Origin of the sequence: Streptomyces sp. NPDC096040, assembly GCF_040303265.1 — a bacterium.
In the GTDB taxonomy this organism is placed as follows: domain Bacteria; phylum Actinomycetota; class Actinomycetes; order Streptomycetales; family Streptomycetaceae; genus Streptomyces.
Genome location: NZ_JBEOTA010000070.1, coordinates 1 through 12,802, shown reverse-complemented (window position 1 = coordinate 12,802; position 12,802 = coordinate 1). Strand labels below are relative to the sequence as shown.

Sequence of the window (12,802 nt, the reverse complement as noted above, 5' to 3'; positions counted from 1 at the left end):
ACCGTCGTCGACCGGGAGGCCGCCAAGGAGGGGCTGCGCCGGCTGCCCGAGCGCGAGCGGGCCATCCTCTACATGCGCTTCTTCGAGGACATGACACAGAGCCGGATCGCCGACCGCCTCGGCATCTCCCAGATGCACGTATCCCGCCTGATCAGCCGCAGCTGCGCCCGCGTCCGGGCCGAGGCCCTCGGCCAGTGAGACCGCGTCAGGCGGTGCGCGGCCTGACCGGTACGTTCAGTGGCCGGGCCAGGCCCGTCACCACCTCGTCGAGGCGTTGCAGATGCCGCAGCACGCGGTCGGTCACCCGGTCGTAGCGCGGAGTGCGCAGGGTGCCCGGCTCCAGCATCGACGCGATGCTGGGGCCGGTCTCGATCTCGGCCGAGGGCCGCCGGGTGTCGACGTGGGCGGCGAGCGCCTCGATGTTGTGTACGATCCGCTGCCCCGCCGCGCCCAGCCGGGGGTCCGCCGCGATCGCCGGATGGGTGGGCAGCAGCTCGGCCGTGGCCGCGAGGGACCGCGCGTGATAGGCGCACGTCTCCAGGAGTGCCACCACATAGCGCGCACTGTCCCGGCGGGACCGCAGCGGCGTGATCGGGTGCGTCAGCGGCTGCACCGCCGCCCGCAGGTCGGCCAGCGCCTGGTCCAGGTCACGGGCCTTCTCCACCAGGTCGACCGGCGGCGCCCCGCTCAGCTGGTCGACAGCGGCCCGGGTGACGTCGGCCAGCCGGTCCAGCGTCTTGACGAGCAGTTCGTCGGTACGGCGGTGGGTGTGTACCGGCAGCACCACCGCGGCCGCGATCACACCGCACACCGCACCGAGCGCCGTCTCCTCCACCCGCAGCACCAGGACGTCCAGGCTGTAGGTGTTGAGCAGCGTGTACAGCAGGCCCAGCATCGCCGTCACGAAGAACGACATCAGGGTGTACGACAGCGGCGCCGAGTAGAACATCGCGAAGACGAACAGCAGCACCAGACCGAACGCCGTCCAGGTGTGGTGCCCGACCAGCCCCGCCAGCCCGATACCGGCCACCACACCGAGGACCGTACCGACCAGTCGCCGGTAGCCCTTCACCAGGATCTCGCCGGTGGACGCGGTGTTGATGAACACGATCCAGCACGTCAGCACCGCCCAGTACCAGCGCTGGGCGGACAGGAACTCGCCGCCCACGATGGCCAGCGACGAGCCGACGGCCACCTGCACCGCCGCCCGCGTGGTGGGCCGGCGCAGCCCGGCCGGCTCCTCGGACTCCGGTTCCGCCTCCTCGGCACCCTCGATGGCCGCGTCCTCGGCGTGCAGCTCCTCGCGGGACCGGGAGGTGGCCGGGGTGTCGTCCGACTCGTCCTGCGGCTCGTCCAGCGCCATCCGCAGTCCCAGCACCGCCCGCGCGGCCTCGCCGATCCCCCTGAAGACGTCCTGGACGGCGGGGGAGGCGGGCGGCAGGTTCTCCTCCTCGCGGTAGCCGAGCAGCCGGTTGCGCACCTGGGCCACTGCCGTCCCCGCCTCCGGGCCGACCGGCCGCAGCACCAGCAGCCGAAGCGCCTCCAGATCCAGGCGCAGCCGTTCCATCGCCTCGTCCCGCACCGGCGACCGGGCGGCCGAGGGCAGCATGGCACCCGGCAGATGCATGGTGAGCGTGTCCGCCCGCTGCTCGCTGCGCGCGGTGAGCAGCAGCAGCCCGAGCCGCTCGGCGGCGATCTCGGCGTCCGCGATCCGGCGCTGCACCAGCCGGGCCACCGCCTCGTCGGAGGTGCCGTCCGGGAGCCGCCCCTGGATCAGCAGCGCCGTCTCGTGCAGCCGGGCGGTCCTGACCCGGACCTCCTCCACCGCCTTGTCCAGCTCGTCCGGCCCGGCGTCAAGCAACTCCTCCTGGGCTGAGACCAGTTGGGCGAACCGGACCCGGAAGGCCCGCCGCAGCCGGCCGAGGATGCCCGCAGGTGTCTGCCGTACGAGCACGAAGCGCGCCAGGGCGGCGCAGCCGAACGCCACCGCGATCACGGCGTACAGAGTCGGCAGCACAGGCACGGTCGCGTGCACGAACAGCGAGGCGAAGTAGATCTGGAAGCCGATCAGCCCCAGCGCCGTGCCCCGGTCGCCGAAGCGGCGGCTGTAGACCGCGCAGAAGATGAGCGCCACGAAGAAAAGGTCACCGATCACGACCTGCTGGTTGAGGAGCGCGCCCAGGGACATCGAGGCCAGCGCCACCGGCAGGCCCAGGGCGAGCGTGACGGCCTGCTGCGACCGCCCCTTCTCGCGAATCGCGAACGTGGCGACCATCGCCGTGATGGCCCCCGCCACCAGATGGGACACGTCGAACCGCAGGGCCGCCAGGACGGCGAGTGTCAGCGCGATGGACGTGACGGTCCGCAGGCCGGCGGTGAAGCGGAGCAGCCCGGGGTCGGCCGCCGCGAGCCGTTCCCGCGCCTCCGCCCACACCGACCGCCCCGCCGCTCTCACTCCGCCGCGCTCTGTGTCAGGCCGTGACTTCGCCGGGGCCCTCGACGCGGGCCCGGACCTGCTCCGGCGTCAGATACATGTCTGTGTACTCGAAGTCCTTGAGCCGGGCGGCCTTGCGGGCCTGGAAGCCGGTACGGACGAAGTCGTCGCCCGCCACCGCGTTCAGCAGCCAGTTGGTCGCCACCCGGGTCTTGGCCACGTTGGTGCGCAGCGCCGACCAGTGATAGCCGCGGGCCACCGCCTGTGCGAGGAGTCCGCGCAGTTCGATGCCCAGCGGCTTGGAGACCGCGTCCTTGCCGCCGAGGTCCACCACGAGCCCCAGGTCCTTGTGCACATACGGCTGGAGCGGCTGGTTGCGCAGGGCCGCGATGACGTTGTCGGCGACCGCCTTGCCCTGCCGCATGGCGTGCTGCGCGGTCGGCGGGCAGACCGCGCCCTCCTCGTCCTTCGCCTTGTCCGGTACGGCGGCCGCGTCGCCGAGCGCGAACACCCCGTCGTGGCCCGGCAGGCTCATCTCGGCGCTGACCGCGAGCCGGCCCCGGACCGTCTCCGCGCCGAGGGTGGCGATCAGCGGGCTGGCGACCACACCGGCCGTCCAGATGAGGGTGTGGGTGGGCACCACCCGGCCGTCGGTGAAGGTGACCTCCTCGGGGCCCGCCTTCTCGATCGACACCCCGAGGGAGACCTCGATGCCACGGCGGCCCAGGATCTCCTGGGCGCTACGGCCGAGTTTGTCGCCCAGCTCCGGCATCAGCTTCGGGGCGATGTCGATCAGATGCCACTTGATCAGTTTCGGGTCCAGGTTCGGGTAGCGGTGCAGCGCCGCGTGCGTGAGCCGCTGCAGACAGGCCGCGGTCTCGGTGCCCGCGTAACCGCCGCCGACCACCACGAACTGCAGCCGCGCGGCCCGCTCGACCGGGTCGTCGCTGGCGTCGGCCAGGTCGAGCTGGGAGATGACGTGGTCGCGGATGTAGGCGGCCTCGGCCAGGGTCTTCATGCCGAAGGCGTGCTCGGTCAGACCGGGGATGTCGAAGGTGCGGGTGACGCTGCCCGGGGCCAGCACGATGTAGTCGTACCGCTCGTTCACGAGCTTGTCGGTGATGGTGCGGACGACGCACACCTTGGACTTCAGGTCCACGCCGATCGCGCCGCCCGGGATGATCCGGGTGCGGTACTTCTTGCTGCGGCGCAGCGAGACGGCGATCGACTGGGGCGTCAGCACGCCCGAGGCGACCTGTGGGAGCAGGGGCAGATACAGCTGGTAGGCGAAGGGCGCCACCAGGGTGATGTCGGCCTCGTCGGGGGCGAGTTTGCGCTCCAGGCGCTGGACGCACCCCACTCCGGCGAAGCCGGCGCCCACCACCAGGATCCTGGGTCGTGTCACGGTGTCCATACCTTTCCGCTGCTCCAAGGGCCGGGGTCACGCCCTTCGCCTGCCCTGGAACGCTTGCTTCGCACCACTTCGATCCCACCGTGCCCGACGCCGTTCCGCCAGCCGGACGGCGCAGGCAGACGAACGCGTGGGCTCCAGCATGCCCTCCGATCGAGGGGAGTAACCGGCAGCCGCACAGTTATGCGCCGGACTTCTGTCCGATGTGAGGCCGTCCCATGGCGATCACGTACGCCAGTAGAGTGCCCGCCATGGCTCAGACCCAGCCCGGAACGGGCTTCCAGAAGCGGCACATCGACCCCGACCGCGTGGCCCCGCTGGTAGGCGCCCTGGACTCCCAGGACGCCAATCCGGGCGTACAGCGGCTGCGCGCCTGGGCCGAGGAGGCGCTGGCGATACGAGCCGGCGAGCGACTCCTCGACGTCGGCTCCGGAACCGGCTCGCAGACCCGGACGCTGGCCGCCGCCGTGGGCCCGGACGGCGTCGCGATCGGCGTCGAGCCCAACCCGAGTCTGCGTGCGGTCGCCGAGGAGCGGTCCGTCGGCAGCCGGGCCCGCTTCGTCCACGGCGAGGCGGCCGCGCTGCCCGTGCCCGACGGCTCGATGGACCTCGTGTGGTGCGAGCGGGTGCTCCAGCACCTCCCCGACCCCGACCGGGCCGTCGCCGAGATGGCCCGGGTGCTGCGTCCGGGCGGCCGGGTGGCGTTGCTGGACACCGACTGGGGGACCACTCTTCTGCACCCCGGCGACCCGGGGGTGGTGCGCGCGTTGATCGCGACCGCCCTCAACGGTGCCAACCCCTACTCCGGGCGCCGCCTGGTCGGCCAGCTCAGCGCGGCCGGGTTCGTGGTGGACGACCGCGGCTCCCAGGCCCTGCTCCAGGACCACCGCACGGTCGCCTGGCCGCTGATCCGGATGCTCGGCGAGTCCGCCGTGCGCACCGGCGCCCTCACCGAGGAGCAGCGGGACACCCTGTACGCAGACCTCACCGAGGCCGCCGAGCAGGGGGCGCTGCACATGTCGGTGACGATGTTCGGAGTGGTCGCACACCGACCCGAGTGACCGCGCCCCGATCAGCTGGACCCTGGCGTCCGCGCCCAGCCGGTAGGCCACGAACACCAGCAGGACGCCGATCGCCAGTGAGGCGGAGGCCTCCCACGCGACCTGACCAGTGCATGTGCAAGCACCATGCCGACCATCGCGAGCAGCGCACCGAGCCGCGCCCGCCGCTCACCGGAGCGGGAACCCCCCCCCGCTCACCAGGGCAGGAAGACGTGGATGTCCTTGCCGGTGTCGGTGACGACCACGCTGACCTGGTCGCACAGGGTGTGCAGCAGGTGCCAGCCGACACCGCCCCCGCCGTGACGCGGATGGAAGGGGCGCGGCTCGGGCTCGACCTGGCTGGTGTCGTGCATCGTGATGTGCACACCGTCGTACGTGCGCCGCATCCGCAGCTCGAACGGCCCCGGCGCGTACTGGACGACGTTGGCGGCCAGCTCGGTCACCACCAGCAGGATGTCGTCCCAGTACTCGGGGGCGGTGGGCGGCGAGGTGCGGGCGAGATCGGCGAGATACCCGTCCGCGGCCAGCCGGGCACCCGTGACATTGCGCAGCTCGCCGGGGAAGGAGACCGTCCGGTCCTGGGTCTCCTCCGTGGAGTTTCTGGGGTCGCGCCGTGGCCCGGTCGCCATCACGTCTCTCCCGGCCCTGGGGGAATCAGGGCCGTCATCTGTCCGATCTCTCCCCTCGCGGCGAGTTCCCACTGCCGCACCGGATACGCGTCCCTCGCTCACCTGCTCAGCGGAAGACGTCGTCCGAGTCGTCCCAGTCGGCCGGCTCCGGCGTGCCCGGCCGGCGTACGGCCCGCGAGCGGGCCTGGTACATGGCGTCGATCTCGGCGGCGTAGTGGCGCGCTATGGCGTCCCGACGCAGCTTCATCGACGGCGTGAGCATACCGTTGCCCGGGGCGAACGGTTCCTGGAGCACCCGGTAGACCCGGATCGACTCGGAGCGGGACACCGCACTGTTGGCGGACGCGATGGCCCGGGCGATCTCCTCGCGCAGTGCGTTCTCCTCGCGGGCCTCCCGCCCGGGCGAGTCACCCGGCAGCGGCAGGGCGCCACGCCAGTGGGCCAGGAAGTCCGGGTCCAGGGTGATCAGCGCGCCCACACAGGGCCGGTCGTCGCCGACGACCACCGCCTGGTGCACGAGCGGATGCATCCGCAGCCGCTGCTCCAGCGGGGCCGGGGCCACGCTCTTGCCGCTGCTGGTGATGATGATGTCCTTCTTGCGGCCTGTGATGGTCAGATAGCCCTCGGAGTCGAGCCGTCCGATGTCCCCGGTGGCCAGCCAGCCGCCGCGCAGCGCGGCCCGGGTCGCGTAGTCGTCACCGACGTAACCCCGGAACACGGACGGCCCGCGCACCAGGATCTCGCCGTCGTCGGCGACCTGGATCTGGGTGCCCGGCAGGGCCTGGCCGACCGTGCCGGACTTCTCGCGGCCCAGCGGCTGCATGGTGATACCGCCGCTGGACTCGGTGAGCCCGTAGCCGTCGTGCACGAGAATGCCGATGCCCTCGTAGAACAGGGTGAGTTCACGGCTGAGCGAGGAGCCGCCGGAGGTGGCCCGCAGCACCCGTCCGCCGAGCACGGACCGCAACTTGCGGTAAACCGTCCGCTCGTACAGGGCGTGCTGGAGCCGCAGGTCGAACCCCGGGCCCGCTCCGGTGCCCAGCCGCTGCCGTTCCTGGGCGGTGGCGAAGTCCCGCGCGGTGTCCACGGCGCGCTCGAACAGGGCGCCCCGGCCGTGCTGCTGGGCGGTGCGCAGAAACGTCTTGTAGAGCTTCTCCAGGACCGACGGGACGGCGTACAGATAGGTCGGCCGGAAGCTGCGCAGCGCCGTCGCCAGCGCCATCTCCGACATCTCCGGCTCGTGGCCCATCAGGACCCCGCCGCGCAGACACAGCACCATCACCATCAGGCCGTACACGTGCGAGAACGGCAAGTAGGCGAGCACGGAGGCCTGTTCGCCCGGACGGGCGGCGGTGTGCCCCCAGCCCGCGAGCAGGGTGTCGCACGGGTACGCCAGACCGCGGTGGCTGAGCGCGCAGCCCAGCGGACGGCCCGAGGTACCGGAGGTGTAGGTGATCGCCGCCGTGGAGTCCGGCATCACGATGCGGCGCAGCGACTCCACCGTGGTCAGCGGGACGAAGGCGCCCTGCTGCACCAGCTCGGGCAGCGCCCCCGCGTCCAGCTGCCACACGTGCTTGAGCCCGGGCAGACCCTGGCACACCGTGCCGACGGTCATCACCGCCTGCTCGTCCTCGACCACCACGGCCACACAGCGGGCGTCCCACAGGATCCACTCGACCTGGTCCCGGGCGGACGTCGGGTGGATCGGCACCACCTCCGCACCCACCGACCACAGCGCGAGGCAGAACACCGTCCACTCGTAGCGCGTCCGCGCCATCACGGCCACCCGGTGTCCGGGTGAGATGCCCGAGGCGATCAGACCCTTGGCCAAGTCGACCACTTCGTCGCGGAGTTCGACCGCGGTGACCTCCTCCCAGCCCGTGGCGGCGGCCTCGGGCCGGCGCGCCAGCACCGGCAGGGTCGGGTTCCGGTCAGCCGTCTCGAAGATGCTGTCGGCGAGCCCGCCGGTCAGGGTCGAAGCGGTCGTCGGAGCGAGGGCGTAGTCGCGCATGCGCTGCTCCTGGATGTACGGAGGGTGACCCCACCGATCGGTACTGTTGCTGACGCGGGTCGAATCTAGCCCAGGGGAGCGCGGCCCGTGTCGGGAACGGTCAACAAGTTTCCGCCTGATGACAAGAGCTCAGCCCTGAGTGCGGCGCACACACTCGACGACGACATCCCGCAGGCTGCCCGTGTGCTCCAGAAGGGAGCGCTGCTCGCGGGCTCCGGTGCCCCTGCGCAGCACCTGTGCGACGGCCTCCTCGACGCCGCCGGCGTCACCGCTGTCGGTGAGCGCCTCCGCGGTGTGCGCCAGCAGGGCGCGCACCCCCTCGACGGCCGGCCGGGGCCGCATGGTCACAGGATCGAGCAGCTCGTGGTCCAGACCGGAGCGGGCGGCCTGCCAGGAGGCCAGCCGGAGCATGCTCACACTGTGGTCGAGCGGCGGCCGGCCGGCCCGCCAGTCGCGGGCGGCCGTCTCCACCAGGGCCCGGGCCAGGGTGGCGACGAGGACGCTGGTGTCCGCCCGCAGGCACACGTCGGCCACCCGGATCTCCACCGTCGGGTAGTGCACGGACAGCCGGGCGTCGAAGTACACCATCCCGGTGTCGAGGATGACCCCGCTGGCCACCATGTCCTCGACCCGCCGCCGGTACCCCTCGGCCGAGCCGAACAGCTCGGTCGGCCCCGCCGACGGGCCGCGCGCCCACAGCCGGCTGCGGAAACTGGCGTAACCGGAGTCCCGGCCCTGCCAGAACGGCGAGTTGGCGCTCAGCGCACGCAGCACCGGAAGCCACGGCCGCAGCCGGTCGAGGACGGCGACGCCCTCCTCGTCGGACTCCACCGACACATGCACATGGCAGCCGCACACGAACTGGTCCAGCGTGGCGCTGCCGAACCGCCCGGCCATCCACCGGTACCGCTCGTGCGCGCTGAGCGCGGGCGTCACCGGCAGCGGGCAGGTGGCGAGCGCCGCCACCGCGCAGCCGATCTCCCCGGCGAGCCGGGCCGCCTCCTTGCGGCAGCGCGCGATCTCGGCGCCGAGGTCCGCCATGTGCCGCTGCGGACTGGTGGCCAGCTCCAGCATCTGCCCGAACAGTTCCTTCTGGAACACGGCCTGCCCGGGATCGTCCAACGCGGCACGGTCGAGGACGGCGGCCGCCCGGGGCATCGGCTCCCCGCTGTCCGGGTGGACCAGCAGAAGTTCTTCCTCCACTCCGACGGTACGCAGCACCGAGGACCGCCCTCCGGCCGGGCCGCGATCGGGCGCGGCGGGGTCTTTCATCCCGAACTGCCCCGGGCCGCCCATGCGGACACGTGACGGCGTCCTCGACGGGCTACGGGGCGACAGGCTCCAGCCACACCGTGCCGAGCGGCGGCAGTGTCAGCCGTACAGCGCCCTCGTCGGCCAGCAGCGGCCCCCGGCTGACGACGTCCCCGCCGCCGTATCGCGCGCTGTCGGTGTTGAGGATCTCGCGCCAGACCGCGGCGCCCCGGGGCACGCTCAGCCGGTAGTCGGGACGGACCACGGGGGAGAGGTTGGACACCGCCAGCAGCGGCCGGGCCTCGGCGTCGAACCTCAGGAAGGCGAAGACGTTGTCCTCGGCCGCGTCCCCCACGACCCACTGGAAACCCGCCGGATCGGTGTCGCGCTGCCACAGGGCGGGGTGTGTGCGGTACACGGAATTGAGATCGCGGACCAGATCCCGGACACCCCGGTGATCGGCCTCGGCGCCGTACTCCGGGTCGAGCAGCCACCAGTCGGGGCCGTGGGCCTCCGACCACTCGCCGCCCTGGGCGAACTCCTGCCCCATGAAGAGCAGCTGTTTGCCGGGATGGGCCCACATGAAGCCCAGATAGGCGCGGTGATTGGCGCGTTGCTGCCACCAGTCGCCGGGCATCTTCGAGACCAGGGCCTGCTTCCCGTGGACGACCTCGTCGTGGGAGATGGGCAGCACGTAGTTCTCGCTGTACGCGTACACCATCGAGAAGGTCATCTCGTGGTGGTGGTACTTGCGGTGGACCGGCTCGTGCTGGATGTACTCCAGCGAGTCGTGCATCCAGCCCATGTTCCACTTCAGCCCGAAGCCCAGCCCGCCGCTGTCGGTCGGCCGGGTCACCCCGTCCCACGCGGTGGACTCCTCGGCGATGGTCACCACGCCCGGCGCACGCCGGTACACGGTCGCGTTCATCTCCTGCAGGAACGCCACCGCGTCCAGGTCCTCACGTCCGCCGAACACGTTCGGCGTCCATTGCCCGGAGTCCCGCGAGTAGTCCAGGTAGAGCATCGAGGCGACCGCGTCGACCCGCAGCCCGTCGATGTGGAACTCCTCGCACCAGTACACTGCGTTGGCGACCAGGAAGTTGCGCACCTCCACCCGGCCCAGGTCGAACTCGTAGGTCCCCCAGTCCGGATGCTCGGCCCGCCGTTCGTCCCCGGGCTCGTACAGCGGGTCCCCGTCGAAGCGGGCCAGCGCCCAGTCGTCCTTGGGGAAGTGGGCCGGCACCCAGTCCATGATCACGCCGACCCCGGCCCGGTGCAGGGCGTCGACCAGGTACCTGAAGTCGTCGGGAGTGCCCAGTCGCGCGGTCGGCGCGTAGAAGCCGGTGACCTGGTAGCCCCAGGAGCCGCCGAAGGGGTGCTCGGCGACCGGCATGAACTCGACATGGGTGAAGCCCAGGTCGTTGACGTACGCCGGGAGTTCCTCGGCCAGTTGCCGGTAGGTCGACCCCGGCCGCCAGGAAGGCAGATGCACCTCGTACACCGAGAACGGGGCCTCGTGCACCGGTGTGTCGCCCCGGTGCGCCATCCACTCCGAGTCACTCCACTCGTGGCGGGATACCGCCACGATCGACGCGGTCGCGGGCGGCACCTCGGTACGGCGGGCCATCGGGTCGGCCTTGAGGAACCGGCCGCCGTACCGGGAGGTGATCTCGAACTTGTAGCGGGCACCTTCGCCGACGCCCGGCAGGAACAGCTCCCACACCCCGGCCGCGCCCAGCGAACGCATCGGGAACTGGGTGCCGTCCCAGCAGGTGAAGTCCCCGGCCACCCGCACGCCTTGCGCGTTCGGTGCCCACACCGTGAACCGGGTCCCGGCCACCCCCTCGTGGGTCATCGGCTCTGCACCGAGTGCCTTCCACAGCTGCTCGTGCCGCCCCTCACGGATCAGATGCAGGTCGAACTCACCGAGCGCGGGCAGGAAGCGGTACGGGTCGTGCACCTCCTGCCCGCCGTCCTCCCCGTCCTCGTATTCGACCAGCAGCGTGTACGGCGGGACCTCGGCGTACGGGAGTACGGCCGCGAAGAAGCCGTCGCCCTCCGACGCCAGGGGGCTGCGCGCCCCGTCGACGAGCACGCTCACGGCCCGGGCGTGCGGGCGCAGCGCGCGGAAGAGGGTGCCGCCGTCCACCGGGTGGGCGCCGAGCAGGGCGTGCGGATCGTGATGGGCGCCCGCGAGCAGACGCCCGCGGTCCTCGGGATCCAGCGGCGGGGCCGTCGACCGGGACGGGCCGGAGGGTTCGGGAAGCGAAGAGTCGCGCAGTGCCATGAGGTCAGCCTCCCCAGCGGGCGAGCCGCTCGATCGCGGCCATCGGAACCGGAAGCCAGGCCGGCCGGTGCCGGGCTTCGTACACCACCTCGTACACCGCGCGGTCCGTCTCATGGGCGCGCAGCAGCGCGTGCTTCTTCCGCGGGTCCCAGCCGGCCCGGGAAGCGTAACCCGCGCAGTAGGCCTCCCGGCAACGGCGGGCCCATTCCGGACGCCAGGGACGGCGCTGCCGGGCCGCGTAGTCGAAGGACCGCAGCATGCCGGCCACGTCGCGCACCGGAGACTGGGTGCTGCGCCGCTCCGCGAGCGGCCGGGACGGCTCGCCCTCGAAGTCGATGACGAACCACTCGCGGTCCGCCCGCAGCACCTGCCCGAGATGCAGATCGCCGTGGATCCGCTGTGCGTGCGGCCCCGCGTCACAGGTGGCCAGGGCATCGAAGGCGCCCCGGAGCCCCGGCACGAAAGGCCGCAGCGCCGGGACCGCGTGCGCGGCCGCCTCCAGCCGCGCCGACATGGCCTCCGCCGTACGGCCGTGTTCGTCGTGGACGGCGGACGGGAAGGCGGCGGCGAGCGCGAGATGCACATCCGCGGTGGCCCGGCCCAGCTCGTGCGCCTCGGTGGCGAAGTCGTCGCCGGAGGCGAGCGCGCGCAGGGCGAGGGTCCAGCCGTCGGCCGCGTTCGGCAGGAAGGGCTGCAGCACCCCGAGGGTCGCCGGGCTCGGCTCGGTGGTGCGGAACCAGGCCACCGGCGCGGGCACCCGCGCACAGCCCTGCGCGGCCAGCGCTCCGGGCACCTCCAGGTCCGGGTTGACGCCCGGCTGGATCCGCCGGAACACCTTCAGGATGTAGGAGTCGCCGTACACCAGCGAGGAGTTGGACTGCTCGGCGGCCAGCAGCCGGGGCGCGAGTCCGCCGGGTATCCGGGTCCGCGGGGCGGTCTCGAAACGCAGCGGGCCTACGGTGCCGGGTATCCGCAGCCGTTCCAGGAGCAGTTCGGCGGCGCGCGGGTCGTGCAGGGCGTCGTAGACCGCGAGTCCGGCCAGCGGGCCCTCCTCGGCCCGGCCGATGTACGCCCGCTCCAGCCGGGGCGTGCGGTGTTCGCGTACGCCGAGCAGAAGCTGGTAGCAGTCACCGGAAGGCGCGCCGTCCCCGCCGGGGGAGTGGTCGGCGTGGACGAGCAGATGCAGACAGCCGGGGAAGAGCTCGGTCAGGGACAGTACGGACAGATCCGTGACGGGCCGGTCCTTGCCGGCGAACCAGCGCTGCCGGGGCAGCCAGTCGCGCAGCAGTCCGCCGAGTGAGGCCAGCGGCCGGTCGAGGCGGCCGGTCGCCGTGCTCCGGGGCAGGTCAACGGTCTTCGTCATGGTGACGCGTCCTTTCCTCGGCTCCGCACGCTCAGCGCCGACGGCCGATGCGGGAGGCGACTCGGGAGAGCCGGAACCAGTAGAAGCCGTGACCCGCGAGGGTGAGCAGATAAGGCAGCTCACCGATGGCGGGGAACCGCACCCCGCCGATCAGCTCGACCGGATGCCGGCCGTTGAAGCGCCGCAGGTCCAGTTCGGTGGGCTGGGCGAAGCGGGAGAAGTTGTGCACGCACAGGACCAGGTCGTCCTCGTACTCCCGTAGGAACGCGATCACCGCCGGGTTCGACGACTGGAGTTCGGTGTAGGACCCCAGTCCGAAGGCAGGATTCTGCTTTCGGATCTCGATCATCCGGCG

Annotated in this window: 10 protein-coding genes and 1 pseudogene; 2 read left to right on the top strand and 9 right to left on the bottom strand. The window is 72.0% G+C overall.

Annotated features, from left to right (window positions below; translation table 11 throughout):
• The coding region (locus ABTY98_RS41530; RefSeq protein ID WP_352226362.1) for a sigma-70 family RNA polymerase sigma factor at positions 1 to 198 on the top strand (198 nt) is incomplete at its 5' end.
• A gap of 7 nt (positions 199 to 205) precedes the next feature.
• On the opposite strand, the gene ABTY98_RS41525 is transcribed toward ABTY98_RS41530, so the two are convergent.
• Positions 206 to 2,455, bottom strand: coding sequence for an FUSC family protein (locus tag ABTY98_RS41525; protein ID WP_352226361.1), 2,250 nt, complete (start codon positions 2,453 to 2,455; stop codon positions 206 to 208).
• A 16-nt stretch (positions 2,456 to 2,471) separates the two neighbouring features.
• Positions 2,472 to 3,848 (bottom strand): NAD(P)/FAD-dependent oxidoreductase, encoded by a 1,377-nt coding sequence (locus ABTY98_RS41520; protein WP_352226360.1) that lies wholly within the window; start codon positions 3,846 to 3,848, stop codon positions 2,472 to 2,474.
• A 248-nt stretch (positions 3,849 to 4,096) separates the two neighbouring features.
• Here ABTY98_RS41520 and ABTY98_RS41515 point away from each other — a divergent pair, with 248 nt between their 5' ends.
• Complete coding sequence (locus tag ABTY98_RS41515; RefSeq protein WP_352226359.1) at positions 4,097 to 4,906, top strand: methyltransferase domain-containing protein; 810 nt, start codon at positions 4,097 to 4,099, stop codon at positions 4,904 to 4,906.
• A 6-nt stretch (positions 4,907 to 4,912) separates the two neighbouring features.
• On the opposite strand, the pseudogene ABTY98_RS42470 reads toward ABTY98_RS41515, so the two are convergent.
• The 7 genes and pseudogenes from ABTY98_RS42470 to ABTY98_RS41485 all read right to left on the bottom strand — a co-directional run.
• A pseudogene (locus tag ABTY98_RS42470) lies at positions 4,913 to 5,067 on the bottom strand (cation diffusion facilitator family transporter); the annotation flags it as partial.
• A 33-nt stretch (positions 5,068 to 5,100) separates the two neighbouring features.
• On the bottom strand, positions 5,101 to 5,535 hold the full coding sequence (locus tag ABTY98_RS41510) for an ATP-binding protein (protein WP_352226358.1): 435 nt from the start codon (positions 5,533 to 5,535) through the stop codon (positions 5,101 to 5,103).
• Between the two features lie 106 nt (positions 5,536 to 5,641).
• Complete coding sequence (locus ABTY98_RS41505; protein WP_352226357.1) at positions 5,642 to 7,546, bottom strand: AMP-dependent synthetase/ligase; 1,905 nt, start codon at positions 7,544 to 7,546, stop codon at positions 5,642 to 5,644.
• A gap of 129 nt (positions 7,547 to 7,675) precedes the next feature.
• Complete coding sequence (locus ABTY98_RS41500; protein WP_352226363.1) at positions 7,676 to 8,764, bottom strand: glutamate--cysteine ligase 2; 1,089 nt, start codon at positions 8,762 to 8,764, stop codon at positions 7,676 to 7,678.
• 106 nt (positions 8,765 to 8,870) lie between these two features.
• Positions 8,871 to 11,084 (bottom strand): 1,4-alpha-glucan branching enzyme, encoded by a 2,214-nt coding sequence (glgB, locus tag ABTY98_RS41495; protein WP_352226356.1) that lies wholly within the window; start codon positions 11,082 to 11,084, stop codon positions 8,871 to 8,873.
• A gap of 4 nt (positions 11,085 to 11,088) precedes the next feature.
• Positions 11,089 to 12,447, bottom strand: coding sequence for a maltokinase N-terminal cap-like domain-containing protein (locus ABTY98_RS41490; RefSeq protein ID WP_352226355.1), 1,359 nt, complete (start codon positions 12,445 to 12,447; stop codon positions 11,089 to 11,091).
• 31 nt (positions 12,448 to 12,478) lie between these two features.
• Positions 12,479 to 12,802: alpha-glucosidase C-terminal domain-containing protein (locus tag ABTY98_RS41485; RefSeq protein WP_352226354.1), on the bottom strand; the 324-nt coding region annotated here is incomplete at its 5' end.

What these genes read in the sequence shown, in the direction of transcription:
- ABTY98_RS41520 (WP_352226360.1), bottom strand. Translation starts at nt 3,848, where the DNA reads ATGGACACCGTGACACGACCCAGGATCCTGGTGGTGGGCGCCGGCTTC.
- ABTY98_RS41515 (WP_352226359.1), top strand. Translation starts at nt 4,097, where the DNA reads ATGGCTCAGACCCAGCCCGGAACGGGCTTCCAGAAGCGGCACATCGAC.
- ABTY98_RS41510 (WP_352226358.1), bottom strand. Translation starts at nt 5,535, where the DNA reads ATGGCGACCGGGCCACGGCGCGACCCCAGAAACTCCACGGAGGAGACC.
- ABTY98_RS41505 (WP_352226357.1), bottom strand. Translation starts at nt 7,546, where the DNA reads ATGCGCGACTACGCCCTCGCTCCGACGACCGCTTCGACCCTGACCGGC.
- glgB (WP_352226356.1), bottom strand. Translation starts at nt 11,084, where the DNA reads ATGGCACTGCGCGACTCTTCGCTTCCCGAACCCTCCGGCCCGTCCCGG.
- ABTY98_RS41490 (WP_352226355.1), bottom strand. Translation starts at nt 12,447, where the DNA reads ATGACGAAGACCGTTGACCTGCCCCGGAGCACGGCGACCGGCCGCCTC.